25 protein-coding genes and 1 pseudogene are annotated in these 20,436 nt (G+C 40.4%); 21 read left to right on the top strand and 5 right to left on the bottom strand.

The annotated features are described in order from the left end of the window. Positions 1-134: 134 nt before the first annotated feature. The 3 genes from CDZ92_RS16960 (at position 135) to CDZ92_RS16970 (ending at position 3,062) form a co-directional block, all read left to right on the top strand. Positions 135-2,000 carry a DUF294 nucleotidyltransferase-like domain-containing protein gene (locus tag CDZ92_RS16960; protein WP_141395241.1) on the top strand — a complete coding sequence of 622 codons (1,866 nt, stop codon included), beginning with the start codon at positions 135-137 and terminating at the stop codon, positions 1,998-2,000. Between the two features lie 138 nt (positions 2,001-2,138). Beyond that, a complete protein-coding gene (locus tag CDZ92_RS16965) occupies positions 2,139-2,798 on the top strand; it encodes a 3'-5' exonuclease (protein ID WP_096156393.1) in 660 nt (219 codons plus the stop codon). A gap of 84 nt (positions 2,799-2,882) precedes the next feature. Beyond that, positions 2,883-3,062, top strand: a complete 180-nt coding sequence (locus CDZ92_RS16970; RefSeq protein ID WP_096156394.1) for a hypothetical protein — start codon at positions 2,883-2,885, stop codon at positions 3,060-3,062. 59 nt (positions 3,063-3,121) lie between these two features. Here CDZ92_RS16970 and CDZ92_RS16975 read toward each other — a convergent pair whose 3' ends face one another. Beyond that, positions 3,122-3,805: a DUF4956 domain-containing protein gene (locus CDZ92_RS16975; protein ID WP_096156395.1), complete on the bottom strand. Its 684-nt coding sequence runs from the start codon at positions 3,803-3,805 to the stop codon at positions 3,122-3,124. After that, positions 3,790-4,545: a polyphosphate polymerase domain-containing protein gene (locus CDZ92_RS16980; protein ID WP_096156396.1), complete on the bottom strand. Its 756-nt coding sequence runs from the start codon at positions 4,543-4,545 to the stop codon at positions 3,790-3,792. The genes CDZ92_RS16975 and CDZ92_RS16980 overlap by 16 nt, the downstream gene beginning before the upstream one ends. Positions 4,546-4,798: 253 nt before the next feature. Here CDZ92_RS16980 and CDZ92_RS16985 point away from each other — a divergent pair, with 253 nt between their 5' ends. The 6 genes from CDZ92_RS16985 to CDZ92_RS17010 all read left to right on the top strand — a co-directional run bounded on the left by CDZ92_RS16985 (position 4,799) and on the right by CDZ92_RS17010 (position 10,029). Next, entirely contained in the window at positions 4,799-7,267 is a 2,469-nt protein-coding gene (locus CDZ92_RS16985; RefSeq protein ID WP_096156397.1) for a CotH kinase family protein, read from the top strand. A 429-nt stretch (positions 7,268-7,696) separates the two neighbouring features. Further along, positions 7,697-8,179: a hypothetical protein gene (locus CDZ92_RS16990; RefSeq protein ID WP_096156398.1), complete on the top strand. Its 483-nt coding sequence runs from the start codon at positions 7,697-7,699 to the stop codon at positions 8,177-8,179. Then, complete coding sequence (locus CDZ92_RS16995; protein WP_096156399.1) at positions 8,176-8,601, top strand: DMP19 family protein; 426 nt, start codon at positions 8,176-8,178, stop codon at positions 8,599-8,601. Before CDZ92_RS16990 ends, CDZ92_RS16995 begins: the two co-directional genes overlap by 4 nt. A 267-nt stretch (positions 8,602-8,868) precedes the next feature. Further along, positions 8,869-9,105, top strand: coding sequence for a hypothetical protein (locus tag CDZ92_RS17000; RefSeq protein WP_096156400.1), 237 nt, complete (start codon positions 8,869-8,871; stop codon positions 9,103-9,105). A 124-nt stretch (positions 9,106-9,229) separates the two neighbouring features. Beyond that, on the top strand, positions 9,230-9,577 hold the full coding sequence (locus CDZ92_RS17005; protein WP_096156401.1) for a hypothetical protein: 348 nt from the start codon (positions 9,230-9,232) through the stop codon (positions 9,575-9,577). A gap of 245 nt (positions 9,578-9,822) precedes the next feature. Continuing rightward, a complete protein-coding gene (locus CDZ92_RS17010; RefSeq protein ID WP_096156402.1) occupies positions 9,823-10,029 on the top strand; it encodes a PD-(D/E)XK nuclease family protein in 207 nt (68 codons plus the stop codon). Between the two features lie 69 nt (positions 10,030-10,098). Here the strand turns inward: CDZ92_RS17010 and CDZ92_RS17015 are convergent, their stop codons facing one another. Next, the gene (locus CDZ92_RS17015) at positions 10,099-10,437 is read right to left on the bottom strand and encodes a BsuPI-related putative proteinase inhibitor (RefSeq protein WP_096156403.1); all 339 of its coding nucleotides are present in this window, start codon (positions 10,435-10,437) and stop codon (positions 10,099-10,101) included. 181 nt (positions 10,438-10,618) lie between these two features. Between CDZ92_RS17015 and CDZ92_RS17020 the strand changes: the two genes are divergently transcribed. The 7 genes from CDZ92_RS17020 to CDZ92_RS17050 all read left to right on the top strand — a co-directional run bounded on the left by CDZ92_RS17020 (position 10,619) and on the right by CDZ92_RS17050 (position 14,419). Next, positions 10,619-11,008, top strand: coding sequence for a hypothetical protein (locus CDZ92_RS17020; RefSeq protein WP_096156404.1), 390 nt, complete (start codon positions 10,619-10,621; stop codon positions 11,006-11,008). Between the two features lie 66 nt (positions 11,009-11,074). Continuing rightward, entirely contained in the window at positions 11,075-11,545 is a 471-nt protein-coding gene (locus CDZ92_RS17025) for a hypothetical protein (RefSeq protein ID WP_096156405.1), read from the top strand. A 284-nt stretch (positions 11,546-11,829) separates the two neighbouring features. Beyond that, complete coding sequence (locus CDZ92_RS20115) at positions 11,830-11,994, top strand: hypothetical protein (RefSeq protein ID WP_176483798.1); 165 nt, start codon at positions 11,830-11,832, stop codon at positions 11,992-11,994. A gap of 114 nt (positions 11,995-12,108) precedes the next feature. Continuing rightward, positions 12,109-12,660 carry a hypothetical protein gene (locus CDZ92_RS17035; protein WP_096156407.1) on the top strand — a complete coding sequence of 184 codons (552 nt, stop codon included), beginning with the start codon at positions 12,109-12,111 and terminating at the stop codon, positions 12,658-12,660. 187 nt (positions 12,661-12,847) lie between these two features. Beyond that, positions 12,848-13,249, top strand: a complete 402-nt coding sequence (locus CDZ92_RS17040; protein WP_096156408.1) for a hypothetical protein — start codon at positions 12,848-12,850, stop codon at positions 13,247-13,249. 146 nt (positions 13,250-13,395) lie between these two features. Continuing rightward, positions 13,396-13,800 (top strand): hypothetical protein, encoded by a 405-nt coding sequence (locus tag CDZ92_RS17045; RefSeq protein ID WP_096156409.1) that lies wholly within the window; start codon positions 13,396-13,398, stop codon positions 13,798-13,800. A gap of 193 nt (positions 13,801-13,993) precedes the next feature. Further along, positions 13,994-14,419, top strand: a complete 426-nt coding sequence (locus CDZ92_RS17050) for a hypothetical protein (protein ID WP_096156410.1) — start codon at positions 13,994-13,996, stop codon at positions 14,417-14,419. A gap of 74 nt (positions 14,420-14,493) precedes the next feature. Here the strand turns inward: CDZ92_RS17050 and CDZ92_RS17055 are convergent. Next, positions 14,494-15,120, bottom strand: a pseudogene (locus CDZ92_RS17055) (immunity protein Imm33 domain-containing protein). A gap of 195 nt (positions 15,121-15,315) precedes the next feature. Between CDZ92_RS17055 and CDZ92_RS17060 the strand changes: the two are divergent. From CDZ92_RS17060 to spoIIID, 3 genes are all read left to right on the top strand, one after another. Next, the gene (locus tag CDZ92_RS17060; RefSeq protein ID WP_255249834.1) at positions 15,316-16,317 is read left to right on the top strand and encodes a DUF3231 family protein; all 1,002 of its coding nucleotides are present in this window, start codon (positions 15,316-15,318) and stop codon (positions 16,315-16,317) included. A 191-nt stretch (positions 16,318-16,508) separates the two neighbouring features. Further along, the gene (locus CDZ92_RS17065) at positions 16,509-17,537 is read left to right on the top strand and encodes a VanW family protein (RefSeq protein ID WP_096156411.1); all 1,029 of its coding nucleotides are present in this window, start codon (positions 16,509-16,511) and stop codon (positions 17,535-17,537) included. Between the two features lie 553 nt (positions 17,538-18,090). Beyond that, positions 18,091-18,354 (top strand): sporulation transcriptional regulator SpoIIID, encoded by a 264-nt coding sequence (gene spoIIID, locus CDZ92_RS17075; RefSeq protein ID WP_096156413.1) that lies wholly within the window; start codon positions 18,091-18,093, stop codon positions 18,352-18,354. Positions 18,355-18,585: 231 nt separating this feature from the next. On the opposite strand, the gene CDZ92_RS17080 is transcribed toward spoIIID, so the two are convergent. Next, positions 18,586-19,488: a helix-turn-helix domain-containing protein gene (locus tag CDZ92_RS17080; RefSeq protein WP_157842651.1), complete on the bottom strand. Its 903-nt coding sequence runs from the start codon at positions 19,486-19,488 to the stop codon at positions 18,586-18,588. Between the two features lie 189 nt (positions 19,489-19,677). Here CDZ92_RS17080 and CDZ92_RS20120 point away from each other — a divergent pair, with 189 nt between their 5' ends. Both CDZ92_RS20120 and CDZ92_RS20125 read left to right on the top strand, forming a co-directional pair. Further along, positions 19,678-19,836 carry a hypothetical protein gene (locus tag CDZ92_RS20120; RefSeq protein ID WP_157842652.1) on the top strand — a complete coding sequence of 53 codons (159 nt, stop codon included), beginning with the start codon at positions 19,678-19,680 and terminating at the stop codon, positions 19,834-19,836. 451 nt (positions 19,837-20,287) lie between these two features. Next, the gene (locus CDZ92_RS20125) at positions 20,288-20,425 is read left to right on the top strand and encodes a hypothetical protein (RefSeq protein WP_157842653.1); all 138 of its coding nucleotides are present in this window, start codon (positions 20,288-20,290) and stop codon (positions 20,423-20,425) included. Positions 20,426-20,436 lie beyond the last annotated feature (11 nt).

Consider the following 20,436-nt stretch of genomic DNA (forward strand, 5'->3'; position numbering starts at 1 on the left):
ATGTTTCACAAGACAAAGAGATAACTAGCTACGAGCTATATAGATAATAGGGATAACAACGATAAAGATAAAAACGGAGGAACGCTGTGGGAGTAGCGTTCCTCTTTATAAATAAAAAAGGAGTCTCAAAAACTATGAACCATTTCATCTTCTCCAACCTCACACCAACACACCTACAACAATTCCTCACTGAATGTAGGGAAGAGGAAATAGCGTACGGCGGCGTTATCCTACAAAGAGACACACCGCGCAACGGCCTTTACTTACTACTTTCCGGAAAAGCCGAAATCTACATTCCAGGTGGCTTAACCGGCCACGACGAAGTACTCGACATTATAGAAGAAAACGAACTAATCGGCCTATCTCACATTCACGAGACACTCTTTTCTCATAGTGACACGAAGCCAACACAACTTCACCTAGAAGTACGAGCGATCAACGAAGCAAAAGTATTATTCATCCCAGATCATCTCATCCAGCAACAACTTCAACACGCAGAGGTCAAAGAAGCACTCCTAAAAGAAGTGTCTGCCCGTTTAAACGACGTCTATCATTCGCTTGCGGAACAAATGAAACTAGCAAACAAACTCGGTGAAGAAAAGCCATATATTGTGAGAGTGCAAGATATCATGACAGCCGAAGTCAAAACAACAGCTCCAACGACAACAGCAACCGAAGCTGCGAAGCTTATGAGCAACTCGAAATCAACGGCCCTATTAATAGTAGAAGAGACCAAGCTAACAGGCATCTTAACCGAGCGCGACTTCGTAAACCGCCTAATCGCAACAGGCACGAACGCCACACATACACCAGTCGAAAAAATAATGACCGTCAACCCAATCACCATCGACCATCGTGCCTTTTATTACGAAGCACTATCCAAAATGCTCATGAACGGAATTAACCACCTTCCCGTCACAGCAGACGAAAACGAGCTAGTCGGCATCGTCACACTGGCAAACCTTTTGCAATACAAAAAAGAAGGACTTCTCCAAACGACCGAACGACTAAACAACTTGACGGTCCAAGACCTACCAACGATCAAAGAACACCTATACGCCGTCCTATCCACACTCATGCAACAAAACGTACCCATCTACCATACGCTTCACGTTATGAACACACTGTACGACCAGCTCATCGAAAAGTGTGTGCGGTTGGCGCAAGAGGCGATGGGGGAGGCACCACCGTGCGCATACTCGTTTTATACGATGGGAAGCAGCGGCCGCAAAGAACAATTTCTCTTAACAGACCAAGATCATTTTCTCCTTTATGAAAAAAATGGCCATGGTACACAACAGTATTTCGAAGCTTTCTCGCAAAAAATCGTCGACTTCCTTCAAAGCGCTGGCTACCAGAAGTGCAAAGGGCACATGATGAGTAACTACGAACAATGGCGTGGACCACTCGACCAATGGGAATCGCGGTTGAACCACTGGGTCCTGCATTCAACCCAAGAAAAATTACTGCTGGCTCAGAATTTTTTCTCATGCAGGTTTATTACGGGGGATGCTGAGTTGCATCAGTCATTTATTGCAATGGTTGAGTCTACATTTCACCGTAAAGCAAAGATCTTTTTATACCGGCTTTCCGAAAACGAGCGAAGTAACATGATTCCAGCGCTAGAACAACCTATTCGTTCGTTGTTCAGAAAACAACGAAAGGAAATAAACATTAAAAAGCATTTGCTATTTCCATATCATCATAGCTTGCAAATTTTATCGATTATGCACGGGATTGTGTACGGGACGCCGTTAGAAAAATTACAAAAGTTACACGAGCGCGGAGTTATTTCAGAGAACTTCCATAAAGATTTACAAGACTCAGCAGCGGCTGTCCTTGGGTTTTACGTACAAAAAGAGTGGAACGCCTACAAATCAGGAGACGAACTAGGCCAGCCACTCCAACTAACAAACCTAACCACCCGAGAAAAAGAACAATGGATGCTCAACGTCAACCTAATCAAACAACTCCAAACCTACATGCTCTCGTACTACTAAAGGTGCCAGGCACCACCCGAAAAATCTTGTTTCACACTAAATGTTTCACACAGTATTACAACAATATTACAGGTGCCAGGCACCACCCGAATTTTCTTGTTTCACAAAAATGTTTCACAGGAAGGAGGCGGACGAAATATGTTTCTAAGAAAAACCCTACCTACTAAACTAGTGGACGATATTCCGTTGTCTACACCAATAGAGGAGCTAACCTTCACCGTCTTTGATACAGAAACAACTGGGTTCGACATCGCCAAAACAGATAGACTTATAGAAATCGGCGCCGTTCAAGTCAAAGGATACACTGTCCATGAACAGAAAACGTTCCAAACATACGTCAACCCATCTCGACAAATTTCTCGGGAAATAACCCAACTGACGGAAATAACAAACGAGCACGTTTTCGATGCGCCTACCGCCCAACAAGCTATCGAGCAACTGATGAACATGGCCACCGCGGAAAATTCAACATGTCTTGTTGGCCATTACGTCACCTTCGATTTATATGCATTTAAATACGAACTCAAGCGCCAAAAGCTAAACTGGAAACAACCAAAAGCACTCGACACCCTCAACTTAATAGGTTACATCGCACCTTCCTACGACATGCGAGACTTAGAAAAATACGCCAGAGAGTTCGGCACGAGAATATATCGTCGCCACTCCGCACTCGGCGACTCCCTAACAACCGCCTACCTATTCACCGAACTACTAGAAATGTGCCGAGACCGAGGCAAAACAACATGGGGGGACTTACTACAAATCGGAAGCGTTGGGTCAGATACGATGAGTCGGTAGTAAATAAAAATAGAAGTGGAGTAGTTGGAAGTTTGTGGTGAAATCAACAAAAAGAAAGAATGCATGTTAAGGGGAGGGCTTATAATGAAATTGTTACCTGCTTTTATTGGTTGGGTATTTATTTTGGGGATTCAAGTTATTTGGCTAATGAACGATATTTCAGCTGGTGCTCACAACCAAGAGGTAATCTATGTATTTATCATTATTACTTTAGTTGTTGGGGCTACTGGACTTAACATATACAGTAAACATTTAAAGAAATGATGTAAAAAGAGGGACGGGGATTGTTTCTCATTTAATGAGAAGCAAACCCCGTCCCCGTTTTAATTCAAATCCGCATAATTAATCATCACGTTCAAATTCGAATTACGTTCCCTAATCGCATCCATTACTTCTTTGTCCTTGACGCCTTCTTTCATCAACACTTCATACTCCAACTGAATCATTGTCCCAAGATTCGTCGTCTGCACACGATTCAATGCGTGATACGACGTATACTGCGCAAACACATCATCCAAAAGCCCATCATACTGCAAGTTTTCCGGCACCGTCACCTTCAACGTACGAGGCGACTCCTCACGTGCCCCGTAATTAAACATAAACAACACATAAATCAACACACAAAGCGTCAACGTAAAAATAATCGCCAACAAGTAAAACCCTAAACCACAAGCAATCCCGGCCGCCATCGCAAAAAAGATAAACGCAATATCTTTCGGATCACTCATCGCACTACGGAAACGAATAATCGAAAACGCCCCAACAAGCCCGAACGCCACCGCCACGTTATTCCCAATCACAATCATAATCAACGAAACAACGACACCCATAATAATGACCGTATGTACATAAGACTGCGAATAACGAGGCCCCTTATACGTCATCTTATACACCTTCGTAATAATCAAAGCCAAAATAAAACTCAAAAAAACAGCCAAAAAGCCATCCACAATCGTCATTCTAGTCGTCGTATCATGCTGCCTTAATACTTCTAGTAAGCTATCCATCCCAAATCACCCTCTAAACTTTCTACTAACTCATCCTCTAACAAATCCACACTCGTACAAAACTTCGACACACTGCCCTTGCGACACCCTAACTCACCTAACAACCGCGAAAGCCAAAGCGGCACACTATGGTCGACCTTCACCTCTAAAACAACCAAATCCTCATTGACAAAAAAAATGCCATCCGCCCCATTTTCAATTCGTAAGTTATCTTTGCGACAACGCAAATTATAATCAAACGTCACGCGCAAATCCGGGTCATCCACTCCAACAAACGCTTGCCTGTCATAACTCACAATGTTTTCTGGCACAAGATTGTACAAACTCCGAAACGAATCAATTTCATTAAAGATCTGCTGATTTGATACTTCCAAAACTAGCCCGTCCATCGAGCCATGGGCCAAATAGTCATAAGCATGCGCTAACTTAATCCCGGTCCGCCGCTTGTTCACCCTATTTTTATACTTCTTTTTAATCTCAAAATACGCGAAATCCTCCAAAGTAGCCGCATTATAAATACGCAAACGCAGCTTCTGGCGATACCGACTTTTATTACGAGTTTCATAATAAATTTTTTTATCCAACGAATCAAAATACAAACTAATAATGTTGTATTTTCCTTGGGCGTCACCGTACCGGTCATACACCATTCGTCGCTTCAAAATTTCCGCCATTTCTTCATAAACGTGAAAAGGAATCAAAAATTTTAACTCGTACCGACTAAACATTTCGCCAGCCATTCTCGCACCCCCGAATCGAGGGGACAGACCCGTTGAATCATTCGAATCCCGAATGGAATGATTCAACGGGGCTGTCCCTATGCATCTTCTTACCGTGTTCTGCCAAAATATACAATTATTATATAATAGAATGTTAATAGATTGTTAAAGTTATTTCATAATTGTAGTATTATTGTAAATAATATGAAAACTAATTTATGACTCAACTAACTCGACCGTAAATCCCGGTCGCAAAAATAGACGGAGGCACCACATGACAAAGCGAAAACTGTTGTTACTACTTGTTTTTCCCATCCTTTTCATCGCCTGGTTTATTACGTATGCTTTAGCATCAGGACCAATTATTAAAGATGAAAACTTAGAAAAAGCCATTCGCATCGCCATCAATTATGAAGTGGGGGAGATTCGTGCGGATCAATTAAAAGGCATTCAAGAACTTGTTCTAAGAGATAGTGAGATCGAAGACTTAGAAGGAATTCAACACTTAACAGCCCTTGTGTCCCTAGACCTGAGAGACAACAACATAAAAGATATCTCCAAACTTAGCACACTAACAAACTTGCATGAACTAAACTTACGCGGCAACGAGATCACCAATATCGAAGCCATTGCCAACATGACTGCACTCCGCGAACTAAACATTCGCGACAATAAGATCTCAGATATCACACCGCTTCAAAACCTTGTGTTACTGAGAGACTTAAACTTACGGAACAACCGGATATCCAACATCAAACCGTTACAGTCGCTAGACAACTTAAGAGACCGCCTTTACTTAGAAGGCAACCTAATCAACGATTTCACACCAGTCATGCATTTTTATGAACAAATACAAGATACAGATTTTACGATCGAGAACGTTTCTAGCGCCGAAATGGCTCTCCCCATTTTTTCACAAAACGGGGGGTTCTTTTCTGAAGAGATGGTTTTAGAGATTACGAGTCCAGCGCCGGATGCGATCATTTACTACACGTTAGACGGGTCCGAACCAGATCCGGTTCATAATGAAAAAAACACCCATCGATACGAGGGGCCAATTCCTATAAAAGACCGTACGCCAGAAGATAACGTATGGAGCATGATTCCGACGAATAAAAACGTAGAAAGCCGTTTCTGGAGTGCCCCGCAAACGAGCGTGCCAAAAGGAACCGTCGTGCGTGCGGCCAAATTCATTGATAACTGGAAGAGTGAAACGGTAACCCATACATACTTTATTCAACAAGATTACACCATTCCCGTTATTTCACTTTCCACCGATAGCGAAAATTTATTCAGTGACGAGAAGGGCATTTATGTACCGGGTATGCATCATGACCCAAACGCGGAAAAGCCAGACGAGACCGGAAACTATTATGAAAGTGGCACCGACTGGGAACGGCCCATTCATATCGAATTTTTTGAAACGGACGGCAAGCGCGCTTTCGCTCAAAATGCCGGAGTTCGCGTACACGGCGCGTTCACAAGGCGGCTGCCACAAAAAACGCTTCGCCTCTATTCCAGAAGTGACTACGGAACAAGTCGATTTAGTTACCAATTTTTCGATGAGAAACCTATCGACGACTTTAACCGGTTACTGCTAAGAAATTCCGGCAATGACTGGGGATCGACTATGTTCCGCGACGCAGCCATTCAAACCGTCATCCGTCACCTGGAAATGGAAACGCAATACTACAAGCCTGCGATTGTGTTTCTAAACGGGGAATACTGGGGCATCCACAATATGCGCGACCGGATCGACCAACATTATTTTGAAACCCACTACGGCCGCGACCGCAGCAACTTTACTATTTTAGACAGATATGGAAATTTAGAAGAAGGGGACGAACAAGGAGTAGAAGACTATGCCAACATGGTAGACTACGCCGTCACGAACAACCTGAACGAGCCAACCCATTTTGATCACATCGAAAAATCAATGGACATCGATAACTACATTGAATATTACGTTGCCCAAATTTATAACGCCAACACCGATTGGCCACAAAACAACATCAGCTTTTGGCGCTACGAAAACCGCACGAACGAATCCAACTTGCCAAAACAACTAGACGGCAGATGGCGCTGGTACGCCTACGACATGGACCGCTCACTCGGCTCAGTCGAAGCGGAACACGACACCATCGCTTGGGCAACAAGGGCAATACGAGAATCCACCCAACAAGACGAATGGTCCACCGCACTATTCCGTGCCTTGCTCGAAAGCGACGAATTCAAGCGGAAATTTATCAACACGTTCGCCGACCACCTAAACACAACATTCGCCCCAGAGCGAGTGATCGCCATCATCGAAGAACTACAAGCCAACATCGAACCAGAAATGGACCAACACATTAAGCGATGGAACGCACCAACTAGCATGAATATTTGGCGCAGCAACGTGATGCATATGAAAGGCTTTGTGAGAAAACGTCCAGCTCAAATTCGTAGCCACATCATGGCGCATTTCAACCTGTTAGACAAAGCTTCGATCACCATTCTAACAGAGATAGAAGGTGGGACCGTACAAGTAAACTCAATTGAAATAAGCCACTCGATCCCTGGGGTGGTAGACCCATCTAACTGGACCGGTCACTACTTCCAAGGCGTACCAATAACGATTACTGCCACACCAAAACCAGGCTACAAGTTCGTAGAATGGAAAGGCACAAACAACACCCAACAAACGATCGAACTAACACTAACAAACAACCTTACCCTCCAACCGATTTTTGAAAAAGAGTAGCAGGGAGAAGATGCAAGAAGTTGTCCAGAAAGTATTTTCTGAACAACTTCTTTTTCAAATAGTTTAGTGTTGATAGTAGAAACGGCTGTCAAGGCCGATTAGCCCTCAGAAAAGGAGAGAACCGTCAATAGAAAGGGAAGTCAAGGCCGATTAGCCCTCAGAAAAGGAGAGAACCGTCAATAGAAAGGGAAGTCAAGGCCGATTAGCCGTAAGAAAAGGAGAGAACCGTCAATAGAAAGGGAAGTCAAGACCGATTATCCCTCAGAAAAGGAGAGAACCGTCAATAGAAAGGGAAGCCAAGACCGATTAGCCCTGAGAAAAGGAGAGAACCGTCAATAGAAGAACATTAAGGCATTAAGGTGCCAGGCACCACCCGAAAAATCTTGTTTCACAAAAATGTTTCACAGCCAATACAAGGAGGCGACACAAATGGAAACAGCTATACTCTACTACAAAATCTACAACAACCAAGTCGTTGCTGCTGACTACATCCAATGGGCACTGCACCAACTAGAACAAGACCAATCTTCCACATCCTTAAATGTATTAGCTTCCTTACAAGAACCTCTCAATATTTTTGAAGTTGAAGATTATTTTCACAAAGCAATAAAAGAACTTAATATAGAAAAACCAACAATCTATACAGCAGTTCAACAATATATGAATCTATTACTAGAAAAAATAATCCAAAAAGAAGCATCGATAATCGACCTAGCTTATGATATATATAAAATAACGTGGGAAAAGAGTGACGACGAAAAATTAGAAGCAGCTTGGTACGAAATTAGCGAACAAATCAATGATTACCGACATGGAGACAACATAAATAACCTTACAGAAGAAGAACTAAACAATCTCATTACAAAAGAAGCCAACCATTGGCTCGAAAAATCAAAGGGGACATCACAATGAAAAAAGAAGAAATTTGGAACGCAACTATAGCTATACTTGCAGAATCCGACTATCCATCAGACAACCCAGTCCTAAACGACGTATACCTAGCCTATCACTACTACTCAGAACTAGAGAGCGGAGGACACGAAGCCTTCCTAACCTGGTTCTCCGAACAAATCGAACAAATGGGACCAACCACTTTTCTACAAAAACTAATACAATCACTAACCAAAATAAACGCAAAACCATATGCGAAAATAGTCGACACATACGGCGAAGCCCTCTGGAAAGCGTACACAGCCCTAGAAAAAGAAGAAATAGAAGAAGACCAGTTTTACAACATAATAGAAAAAGCAGACAACGAATACTACCAACTAAACGGCGAACTAGAAAAACACCTAGAAAACTACTTTGTAACCATCCACACAACACAAAACTAAAATAACAATGGTGCCAGGCACCACCCGAAAAATCTTGTTTCACAAAATGTTTCACAACCAACCAATACAGGAAACTCCCTCTATCCTTTTATCAGATTCATACCTTTCCCATGCTTTCGATAATAGCAATTCAATTCCTCCTCTATTGTAAAACATATTTTTAAAGGAATTATTGCCCTTTTTATCGAAATGAAGATTTATTGAAGTAACGGCGCACTTTAATAGTAGAAAAGAATGTTTTTTAACAATATACGAGGAGGATATAAAATGAATCTAAAATCAGTATTTATATTGTTGCTTCTCTCGATGGTCATGACAGGTTGTCAAGCTGAACCAAAGACCTTTGACGCTGTTTGGCTTGATTCGTCAACAAGTTCTCAGGAAACAATTAATTCATCGACAAAGAGACTATCAGATGCCAATATTGATTTTATCATTGATGATAGTGGTAATATACTAATCGATAAGAATGATTTGAATAAAGCTATGATGTGTTGTTCCTAAACTAACGGAGGCGTTGATCCAAGAAGCGATTAACGTTTTATATTGAAGTGTTTTTATACTCTGTCAGAGCAGCATAGATGATTATGACTTTGTGAAGTATACGGTAAGATAACAGGGGGAAATTATGAAGAAAACTAAGATAGTATGTGTACTTATCTTTTTATTGGTTATTTTACTTGGATGTTCAAAGAAAGATGACCTTCCTTACGCTTTATCTGCTGAACAATATAGGATTATATATGTTGTTCCAGAGCAAGGAAATGTAGACCAATTACAATGGTTTCAAGAGTTTGAAGATAAGCATAAAGGTGTGATTTTAATTGCTTTTAGTCTAGAATTAACTCAAAAGGAATTTCCATCTTTAGATGCTACTGAAGTCCCTTATATTTATGTCTTAAGTCAAAATGCTATTGTTATTGAGGGCTCTGATATGGAGGAAGTTAAGAAATTTTTGATAGAAAATACTAATTAAGATTTTAATCGGATGCGATTGCTCAAGAAGAACAGTCGCTTTTTCAGAAAAAAGGAGTTGTCCACAAAGCTAACATGATGATGGTGTGTCGGAAGAGTTTAAAAAGAAAGTAGAAGAGCTTTGTGATAGGCTTGAACCAAAAAATAAAGAAAACAACTCGTTGTAGCAGCTAGTTAGTGAAATATGCAAGGACGATGTAAAGGATTAAATAAGCTAAGTTTAAATATCTTATGAAATATTATCTGTTGCGTAGTACAACCAAAACTGCAATAACAATTTCAGAAATTTGTGGGTATCCCCATTATGAAAATGTTGTTTCAAATGTATTAGCATTCTTTTTTGATCCAGGAAAAGGACATGGATTAGAAACGCTATGTATAGAAGCAATAATGCAAGTTCTTGAATCTAAAACATATGGTATAGATGGATTTTGGGAAGTGAAAGGGAAGTAAGAACAGAAAAAGGAAACTCCCAAAAAAATCGGAGTTTCCTCTTCACGCCAACCATCATTAAATCAAAACCTACACCGTAAACTCCAACCGCTCCCTAACAGTAGGCCAATCCCGATCCGCCAACCAAACCACAATCTTATAACTCCCTGGCTCTAACTTAGTCAACGGAATCTGAAAATCCAAACTGTCCCCAGCTCCAACCAACAACTCTTCATAAATCATAATAAACATCTTATCTTCCGAAAACTGCTCCACACGCTGCCCATCACGATACAAAATATAATCATATCGCTGTCCACTCCGAAACGTCACCTTCTCCGGAGCATCCGAACTATTCATCACCTTAAAAAACAAGTCAACAGAATCCGCAGCCGTCTTTTCATAAGTCAACAAAGCCTCCAAACCCATCCAACCAACTCCTTCCAAAACCTCTTTATATAAGTATATTCCACAAAACCGAACCAATACCTTGATTACAGGACTATTACAAGTGCCTGGCACCTGTAATAATCCTGTAATAATATAGAAGGGATTTCCATGTTGAACGAAGAATATATAGTTATACGTTCAACCCGGAGGATACAACACAATGAAAAAACTATTCCCAATTCTATTTACCATACTATTCATCAGTACCATCATCGTCATAACGCTCGTCATCTTTGGTGCCCTAGACTCAGCAGGCCCAATCGCGTTTTACCTAATCATCGCATACGTCATATTCTTACTCGGCTACACCATATTTGCCCTATTCATCGGCATCAAAAACATCATCCAAGCACCATGGGAAACCACACTCCCAATCATCCGTAACGCAGCCATCTACTTCATCGCATCAACAGCGCTCATTTACGGAAGCATCTATATATTCAGCTTCACCGAAGACAAAGGCCTACTTGGCAACCTATCCGTCCCACTCGGACTCGCAACCGGCTACCTCGTTGTCCAATCCATATTCCTGAACAAAGATGATAAATAGGGATAAATAGGGACGGGGTTCGTTTCACATTTTTGTCCCCTCCGACACATAAAGGAGCTACTTTGCATGAGAAAATGTCTATGCACCATCATCTTCCTACTAATCACAACTGGCTGTGCCCAACAACAGGGAACTAACAACCCACCCGACCCAAACAGCCTACCATACACAACCGGCCAACCGGCCAAGCTACAACCAGCCGCCGAAATAAAAAAAGTCACCATCACATGCCTATCCATATGCAGAGAAAGATACCCAAACCAGCCAATCTCTCAAACGTTCGAAGACCAAAACGATATCCAACTCTTCGTAGACGCCTTATCCAAAGCAATCGAAATAGCTGGAACATTAAACTACGCCGCCAATTACGAAATGACCTTCCTTTACGAACACCATCTACCAGAGTCATTTCACCTTAACCTCGATCATCACGACAAAACCAGTGACGGGCTACTAGTGAATCTATCAAACACCGAAACCGGCTACACCATCCCAGCCGAGCATGCTTCGAAACTAAGTAAACTAGTATTTAAATAATCTACTTTCACACCCCTTAGCCGGAATCGCGTGTGGTAAAATAAGGATTGAAACACAAAGGCCCTAGATTGAAACACAACTGAGTCAAATTGAAACACAAAGAGCAGAGATTGAAACACACAAAGTACAAATTGAAACACAAAAGGAAGAGATTGAAACACAACCGAATCAAGCAGAATACACAAACTAAGATTGAAACACACCAGCCCCAAATTGAAACACAAAAGCGAAAGATTGAAACAAATCACACCCAAATCGAAAAGCAACGAACAGGAGACAAAAAAATGCTACCAACAGAATTCTATCTATTAATGGCAATACTCTTCATCGGCCTAATCATACTCGGCATTTACGATGCAAAAAAGAAACACGAATTAAAACTAGAAGAAATTAAACTAGAAAGAGACAAAATCGCACTCGAAAACAAAAAACTAGAAATCAAACAATAGAAAAGTAAGGACGGGGTTCATGTCACATATTCAAAATGTGATATGAACCCCGTCCCCATTTTCCAATCCATGTAGTATAATCAACCATATACACAATCCAGGAGGCACGACCAAATGACACAACACATCATCTCATTAAGAAAACAACACATCCTAACCTATAACGCCGTTTACTTAACATACATTGCGATCGTCATCGCCCTCGGTGTATGGACAAACATCGCGGCCAACCACTTCATGATGGCATTAGCAACACTCGTCCTAATCATGAGCATCGTCCGTATCAAGCGAATCGACAAAACAAAATCATTCATACCAATCTTTGAAAAAATAAAAAAACATGAGCATAGCCAACTCGGCGTAACATGGGAACGCGACCACCTTTTCATCAACATCGGCCTAATCATCGTCTTTATATTCCTAATTCTACAATCATTCGCCGTTCATTCAGGTGGCATCTCATTCCAAGAAGACCCATCATTACTAACAATCTTCCTACTTCTCGGAATCATATTGAATGTCGTAAATTACACACGCCTGAAAAAAGTAGAAAAAAACGCCACACCAGAACAAATCAAACAAATCCAAAACGCACTCAAACTACCTATCGCAACAAGCATCATCATCTACACCATAATCATAACAGCATTCACAATGTTAAATTAGGGACGCGGTTTGTTTCTACTTTTTCAAAACAAAACCAAAAAACGAGGGGCCAGCCATCTTGAAACATTTGACCTACGAATGTTTCAAAGTGGCTGGCCCCTCGTTGCACTTAAAAAGGATTTAAGGAAATTATGTAGAATTCTAATAAAACAAAAATAGGAAAGAACCACGTGGAGGAACAATAAAAATGAAGAAACTTCTCATACCCATCATATTCCTTATCGGAACAAGTACCATATTCTCTGTGTACCTAATGAATCAAGAAAGGGATCTCTCCACTTTTGAAGGCTACTTTCTTTTGGGGTACATCCTTTTCACACTGTTATTAATCCTAGGCACTATAGTGACAATACTTGTAGGCGCTGTGAAAGTAGCGAAAAACCCGAAAAGTATTAGCCGACAAGCCAAAAAAAGAGCCATTATCTTCCTAGGAGGATATATCCCATCGCTTCTCATCATCAACATATTCTTTACTCCCCAAAACTTAAATATCTACTACTTCATTGGCCTACCACTATTTGCACTTCTATTATTCTTTGCAATAGAAGCGATAGTAGCCAATAGAAATGCGAACTCGGGACGGGGGTAAATTTCACAATGGGAAAGTAGGGGGCGGGGATAGATTTCACAATGAAAGCTCTTAAATGAGAAATGAACCCCGTCCCTCATTAACATTGAAACTTTACCTTGCAAAATACGTATTAAAGACATAAGTAAACTGAGAGGAGAAAAACGATGAAAAACTTTTTAAAGTATTTTGCTTGGACGATCGCCATTGGGGCCATTTTTTTCATAGGCTTAACATACCAAAAACATATCATCCAAACAGGAATGTACTCGTTCAACATGTACCCAGCTATCATCTACACGATAACCTTTCCAATAGTGATGGGCATGCTACTGCGCTTACCGAAATGGCTCACAGAATCCAAAAATAATGCCACTTGGAAGGTCAACTGGCCAAAACTCCTTGCAGTCGGAATTCCAACGCTATTCATCACGCTGGTTCCATTACTCTACTTCACAGAAAGCGCTGCTAAAATACCATTCATGGCTCATTTTATCCATCTAAACGACACCACCATACCCGGACTCATCCTCGGCTACATCATCTTAGACAGCATCAAAAAGGAAAATTAGCCCAGGTGCCAGGCACCACCCGAATTTTCTTGTTTCACAAAATGTTTCACGGGTGAGCATGAACCGAGGGGACAGACATCACGAAACATTCGACACACGAATGAATCAAAGTGTCAGTCCCCTCAATGCACCCAATAACCTTGTAACTTATTCCACTCCCTAACGTCAAATCAAAAACAAGGGGGATTTTACCATGCAAAAAATTCTACTATTAATAAGCTTCATCCTTTTACTAACCGTTGGCTGTTCTCAGCAACAAAACAATACGGAGACACCCGAACACACGAAACAAATCACCAAAGTTCAAATCACCTGCATGGCAGAATGCAAAAGCATGTATCCCGACCAAGCAGAAGTTCAAACATTCAAAGACAAAGAAACAATCGAACTATTCGCAACTGCTATCCAAAACGCTGTTAGAATGCCAGGCGAAATGGACTACAGCATCCTCTACGAAATGCTTGTTACATACGACGACAACACAACAGATCTTTACTACTTAAACGTAGAAAAACAAAAAGAAAACATAGGTTTCCTAGTAAACACATCCGACTCACACATCGGCTACTCGATCCCAAAAGAGTATAACGACAAACTAAGTGAGCTCTTATATAAATAATGAGAAACCGGGACGGGGTTGATTTCACATTCCATAACTATAAATGTGAAATCAACCCCCGTCCCCATTTCACCCTACCCATTCACATACCCATCCCAATCATAATCTTCTATCTTATAAAAATACCCATCCGTACCACGCTCATACGCACACAAAGCAGGCTCATCCAGAAACGCCAAAATGGAATTATCCATATTCAAAATGACCCCAATCGAAATGTACTGAAAATTAGCTGGATCGTTTAAATAATCATCCTCTTCATAGCCACTCATCACCGTCCAACCCGAATCATGCTCATCTTTCGGATTATCCCTTAACAAAAAATGAAACGACTGCTTATCCAACACATCACTACTCACAACAACTTTCGTGTCAAAATAATCATCTAAATTAGTAGCCTCTGGGTCCTCGTATTCCGTATCACAAATATTTACCGCGTGAAACGTAACTTCTTGTCCTAACTCCAGTACACCTTTCTCATACGGCTCATTTGCCAGCACTCCTTTAAAAGTGTCGCCATCACGCTCCAGAATCTCCACCCACATCCGTTCTCATTCATACTCCACACCATGCTCATACATAAAAATAAGCTTCACTATATCTCCAACCTCTAATGAATCAATAACATCCTCACTCGGAACATAAAACGTATAAGGTGACTCTTTCCCGCGCTCCCGTACATTATCTAAACACCAAGTCATTACTCTCCATCTCCCAATCCAACTCAGACATACCTATAAAATACACCTTCCAACGCTAAAATCCTTCTCGAGAAACCGGAACGGGGTTCATTTCACATCTAACAACTCAAAAATGAGAAATGAACCCCGTCCCCATTTCACATAATCCGAACATGATTAGGGTAAAATATTCCCATAAAATAAGGAGGTGTTTTTTTGGAAAATCATAACATCATGTTAACATCCTCAGAAATATCGAACCTATGGGCAAACTACTTTAGCGACACCATGTCCATATGTGTGTTTAAGCACTTTTTAGCCCATGTAGAAGATACAGAAATTAAACATATCATCGAACATGCAATCGACTTGTCGAAACAACATGTTGCCATCATAGCCGATATTTTTAAAAACGAGGGAATTGCCGTTCCTATCGGCTTCACCGACGAGGATGTAAACCTTAAAGCGGATCGTTTATTCAGCGATACCTTTTACTTACACTATGTAAAAAACATGACCAAAGGTGGATTAGCGACATATGGAGCCATCCTACCAAATGTTTTCCGAAATGACATAAAAGAATATTATATGTCCTGTATATCTTCTACAATGGAACTGTTTAACGACACTTCGAAAACCTTAATATCAAAAGGACTAGAAGTCAGGGCTCCATACATACCATATCCAAAAGAAGTGGACTTCGTGGAAAAACAAAGCTTCTTAGCAGGTTGGTTTGGCGAGCAACGACCGTTAACTGGTTTGGAAGTTACCCATCTGTATACAAATATCCAAACAAACAAACTAGGAGAATCACTCTGCCTAGGGCTATCACAAGTGACAAAACAAAAAGAAGTAAAAAGTTATTTATTAAGAGGAGTAGAAATAGCTCAAAAACATATTGCACATTTTAGCAAATATCTTCAATCCGACTTCCTACCCGTGCCAATGACGTGGAGCGAAAATGTTACCACATCAAAAGAAGCCCCATTTTCCGACAAACTAATCATGTTCCACGTCGGAATAGCAAGTAGTATTGGCATGGGGAACTACGGAGTGGCAATGTCGTTATCGCCAAGGCGCGACCTAACCACCATGTACGCCAAGCTTTTAGGAGAAGTCGGCCTTTACGCAGAAGATGGAGCAAACATAAACATCAAATATAAATGGATGGAAAGACCACCACAAGCCGCAGACCGAGACGAATTAACAAAAGGGTAACCAAAACAAATGGTGCCCTTTTTTTATTGGTGCCAGGCACTTTCCAAACTTTCCCTTTTCACCAAGAAATTTGTCGTCAAAAAATGGTTCCTGTCCGCAGGAATATGGCAAAACTTTCCTGAATACAGTATGAGTGGGAATGGAACACCATACGTTTCAATCCAAATATATATAGAAAAGTTGGGAATAAAATGGGGATATGGAAATGGATCTCGTCATGCCTATTGGCTGCTAGTCTTTTCGGTTTAGTTGGGTGCGCCGACACCGCCACTGTAGAAACAAAAGAAAAAGAGCTTCAAGAAAAAATAGCACAACTAGAAAAAGAACTCGCCCTATATAAAAAGCGAGAAGAAGAAAGACAAAAAGAAGAAAAAGCCAAAGAAGAGGAAGAAAAAGAACCAGAAATCCCAGTCGTACAAATCACCCACCCACAAACAAATGAAGTCATCGAAGCCCTCATCCCAATCGAAATGGGCTATAAAACAGAAGACGACCAATACAAAAAAGCACTAACTAACTGGGCAAAAGCACTAGCAAGAGGCACAGACTCCACCGCTGGATATGATCAAAGAATGATACTCGACAAAATCGGAGAGAACGGCGAAATCATCAAAGGTCGCCCACAAGTCATTTTAGATGAAGCAGAACTAGTAGAAGCAGTTCTCCAAGTTTCCGAAACTGGCGGAAAAGTCCAATTACCACTCTATCTAACAGAAAGTGGCTACACACCCGATGAAATACCAACCCTAGATGAAGTTGTAGTCGCATCCTATACCACATACTTTAACCCGAGCGTAGAAGGAAGAACAAAAAACATCGAGCTTTCCGCAAAAGCAATCCACAACGTCATACTTGGAGTAGGCGACGCGTTCTCCTTCAACACAACAGTCGGGCCAAGCGATGAAGCCCACGGCTATCAACCTGCCGAAGAAATCAACAACGGAAAAATAGTCATGGGAATAGGCGGCGGCATCTGCCAAACATCGTCCACCCTATACAACGCCATCGACATACTAGACGTAACCTACGTAGAACTACACAACCACTCGCTGGAAGTAGCCTACGTCCCAAAAGGAAGAGATGCAACCGTCTCCTACGGCGGACTAGACTTCCGCTTCCAAAACACAACCGGCGCCCCACTCCTAATCACCACCCACATAGAAAACGGCGCCCTAACAGTAGAAATACGCACATCCAAAAACAAAGAAAAACAAATATAAAAATAGAAGCCGTTAAACAAAACCCAACCTGGGTCAATGTTTAAGGCTTTAATTTTTTGGTGCCGAGAAAACAACAATAGTATAGTACAGTATTTTTATTATTGAAAACTAGTTGATGTTCGCTGCAGATGCGAGACTCCTGCGGGAGAAGCGGGAAACGGGAGACCCCACAGGCGCTCGCGCCGAGGAGGCTCCCGGCCCGCCCGCGGAAAGCGAGCATCTGCAGCGAACATCAACCATTAGTACCCTAATCAAACCATCCACAAAAAAACAACTCGTCCCCACACAAAACCATGTACTAAAAAAAGAATTTTCAAATAAAACCCTTGTCCCACTTGACTTTTTAGCATATTCCCTGCTTTAAGCTAATACACTGTTACTAACCAAACATACAAAGAGAGTGTTTGAGGTGAGGGATCGTCATTGTCTCGAAGAAATTATCGCAGTAGCCAATCAAGCTTTTTGACCGAGTGTAACTAGTCGCACTTCGTTACAACATAAAGCGGGTCTCATTTCACGCTTCTCAACATCCATTTTAGGGAGGGCGAGTGGTGTGCACGATTACATCAAAGAGAGAACTATCAAGATTGGAAAGTATATCGTGGAGACGAAAAAAACAGTTCGTGTCATAGCGAAAGAATTTGGAGTTTCCAAAAGTACTGTCCATAAAGACCTGACGGAAAGATTGCCAGAAATTAACCCAGATCTAGCAAACGAAGTAAAATCAATCCTCGATTATCATAAATCAATCCGACATTTACGCGGCGGTGAAGCAACAAAACTAAAATACAAAAAAGAAGAAGAAATCGTAAAGTAACAACAAAAATGGCGGTACTCCGCCGACCAAAACGCCTACATAAAAGCTAACTCATAAGTTCATTGGTTGCTTATGAAGCTAGCTGATTATGTGGCGTTTTTCAGTATGTCAGGATAATAGAACTATCGCCGATAAACTCCGTCTTTACAGGTGCCAGGCACCACCCGAATTTTCTTGTTTCACAAAAATGTTTCACAGAATGTTAAAATAGGGAAGAAGTAGGAGGTACTATTAAACTGGTACACTTTTGATATTGTGAGTAATGTTATTTAAGAGGTCTTTTACAAAGTTAATGTGCCATTCTTTCTTTTGCATCGTGTAAAGGAAGAGAGCTTGCTCTAGTTGTTGGGAAATTATCTCTAGGTTTTCGTTTATTTTAATCATGCTTTGTCCGCTTTGTAAGTAAAGATTACCTAGCATTGAAATATCATCTAATTCAAGAGAAAGGCGAATCCCTTTTTGAGAGGTTTCAACTGATTGGGCATATTTTTCTTGATAAAAGTATAGCTTAGAAAGGTTGAAAAATACTTTAAGCTTCAATCGCTTGATTACCTCTAAGTCTGTGCTAATGGCTAGAATTTCTTTATAAATTTGTTCAGCATGATCATACTGTTTATTTTCCGCATACACATTAGCGATGACGTTTTTTATTTTCAGATCTTGAAAGTGTAGCTTATATTTACTTTTATATGTTATTAATCTTTTGAGTGCTACGATACATTCTTTCCAAGTAATAGTTCCCAAGTACTGCTTAGCGCGAATGTCGTGCCATTCAATAAATTGGTTAAATCGGATGCCTAAATCCCTTTTTTCCTTTTGTTTTTTCTCCATTGTAGTAATTTCTAATATTTCCTCATATTGTTTTTGTTTAATTAGGTATTCTACTCTTTCCATTGTAAGTTTAATATAGTATTGAGAATCTTGGTTGAATGTAGTGAAAAAGTAATCCATCGTAACATTTAGTCGTATCGATAAGAAATGTAAGATGTCAACACTTGGAAATGCTCGGCCTTTTTCAATACTGCTAATGGTCGTTTGACAACAAATACCGTTCGCTAAATCTTTTTGGGAAAATCCTAACTCTTTTCGCAATCTGCGAATTTCCTCTCCTAGCTCTTTGCAACTAATTTCCACAATTCTCACTCCTTAAAATATGACAAATGTCTTATATATTTTAAAATTAGAATAGAAACATAGTGATGCACCATAAAAAGCTGGTTAATAAGGCCTTATCAATATAATCCGAGTTTTCTAATAATAATAAAGTCTATTATACTAGGTTTAAGTAATAAATAACTACATTTAAACTCAGGAGGCTTACTTATGAAAAAGATTGTCAAAGCATTTGTGTTTGTATCTCTCATTACATTCGTATCTATCGCAACACCAGCATTTGCAGATGAAGTAAAAACTACAACGAATAATAGTGGAGAGGTATCTCCAAATTCTCATAAAGATCCAACGATTCCTTCCGAGGATTAATCTTTACAGAATAAAAATCCCTTTAATAAAATCCCATTTCAAATCATTGAAATGGGATTTTTGTTTTTTAGGAAACTTTGTAATTAACGATAAATTTGAACTAGTAATGTGTAGCTCCAGCCGCCCTCGAATTTCGCTTTTGTTCTGCTTGCCAGCTTATAAGAATAAAGAGTCTAAGTACCTAAAATAACAAGCCTACATTCGTGGCTAATACCATCGTCAAGCTCACGTTTTTCTTTTGCAATACCATAAAAATAAAAAATATCAATTTAAGACAAATGTCATAATTTATGTGCAAACAAAATATCTAAGATCCTAATAGGTTTTAGATGGGCAGTAAGGGCTTCTCATCGTAAACGCACGTGTTTTTTGCCTGTGTTATGATTCATTCAAGGCCGAAAGATATAGAATATTCTATAAAAAAACCAAAAAATTAGAGGAGGAACTAATCATGAAAAAAGATCAAGTATTAAACAATGTTGAATTAAAATTGGACGTAGAGGTTTATGAAGTATCTTCAGCAACAGTTCTTGAAACAATGGGTGCTTCTATCGGAAAGAACTCTTGTTCTGTCATAGTACAACAATAATTTAGGTGTAA

Source organism: Bacillus sp. FJAT-45066 (genome assembly GCF_002335755.1).
Taxonomy (GTDB): Bacteria; Bacillota; Bacilli; order Bacillales; family Bacillaceae_I; genus Bacillus_CD; species Bacillus_CD alkalisoli.

Excerpts from the sequence above, each read along its gene's own strand:
- CDZ92_RS17045 (WP_096156409.1), top strand. The coding sequence starts at position 13,396 with ATGAAAAACTTTTTAAAGTATTTTGCTTGGACGATCGCCATTGGGGCC.
- CDZ92_RS16990 (WP_096156398.1), top strand. The coding sequence starts at position 7,697 with ATGGAAACAGCTATACTCTACTACAAAATCTACAACAACCAAGTCGTT.
- CDZ92_RS17020 (WP_096156404.1), top strand. The coding sequence starts at position 10,619 with ATGAAAAAACTATTCCCAATTCTATTTACCATACTATTCATCAGTACC.
- CDZ92_RS17050 (WP_096156410.1), top strand. The coding sequence starts at position 13,994 with ATGCAAAAAATTCTACTATTAATAAGCTTCATCCTTTTACTAACCGTT.
- CDZ92_RS17005 (WP_096156401.1), top strand. The coding sequence starts at position 9,230 with ATGAAGAAAACTAAGATAGTATGTGTACTTATCTTTTTATTGGTTATT.
- CDZ92_RS16960 (WP_141395241.1), top strand. The coding sequence starts at position 135 with ATGAACCATTTCATCTTCTCCAACCTCACACCAACACACCTACAACAA.
- CDZ92_RS17025 (WP_096156405.1), top strand. The coding sequence starts at position 11,075 with ATGAGAAAATGTCTATGCACCATCATCTTCCTACTAATCACAACTGGC.
- CDZ92_RS20125 (WP_157842653.1), top strand. The coding sequence starts at position 20,288 with ATGAAAAAAGATCAAGTATTAAACAATGTTGAATTAAAATTGGACGTA.
- CDZ92_RS17065 (WP_096156411.1), top strand. The coding sequence starts at position 16,509 with ATGGGGATATGGAAATGGATCTCGTCATGCCTATTGGCTGCTAGTCTT.
- CDZ92_RS16970 (WP_096156394.1), top strand. The coding sequence starts at position 2,883 with ATGAAATTGTTACCTGCTTTTATTGGTTGGGTATTTATTTTGGGGATT.
- CDZ92_RS17035 (WP_096156407.1), top strand. The coding sequence starts at position 12,109 with ATGACACAACACATCATCTCATTAAGAAAACAACACATCCTAACCTAT.
- CDZ92_RS20120 (WP_157842652.1), top strand. The coding sequence starts at position 19,678 with ATGAAAAAGATTGTCAAAGCATTTGTGTTTGTATCTCTCATTACATTC.
- CDZ92_RS16985 (WP_096156397.1), top strand. The coding sequence starts at position 4,799 with ATGACAAAGCGAAAACTGTTGTTACTACTTGTTTTTCCCATCCTTTTC.
- CDZ92_RS16975 (WP_096156395.1), bottom strand. The coding sequence starts at position 3,805 with ATGGATAGCTTACTAGAAGTATTAAGGCAGCATGATACGACGACTAGA.
- CDZ92_RS17040 (WP_096156408.1), top strand. The coding sequence starts at position 12,848 with ATGAAGAAACTTCTCATACCCATCATATTCCTTATCGGAACAAGTACC.
- CDZ92_RS17000 (WP_096156400.1), top strand. The coding sequence starts at position 8,869 with ATGAATCTAAAATCAGTATTTATATTGTTGCTTCTCTCGATGGTCATG.
- CDZ92_RS16980 (WP_096156396.1), bottom strand. The coding sequence starts at position 4,545 with ATGGCTGGCGAAATGTTTAGTCGGTACGAGTTAAAATTTTTGATTCCT.
- CDZ92_RS16995 (WP_096156399.1), top strand. The coding sequence starts at position 8,176 with ATGAAAAAAGAAGAAATTTGGAACGCAACTATAGCTATACTTGCAGAA.
- CDZ92_RS20115 (WP_176483798.1), top strand. The coding sequence starts at position 11,830 with ATGCTACCAACAGAATTCTATCTATTAATGGCAATACTCTTCATCGGC.
- CDZ92_RS16965 (WP_096156393.1), top strand. The coding sequence starts at position 2,139 with ATGTTTCTAAGAAAAACCCTACCTACTAAACTAGTGGACGATATTCCG.
- CDZ92_RS17015 (WP_096156403.1), bottom strand. The coding sequence starts at position 10,437 with ATGGGTTTGGAGGCTTTGTTGACTTATGAAAAGACGGCTGCGGATTCT.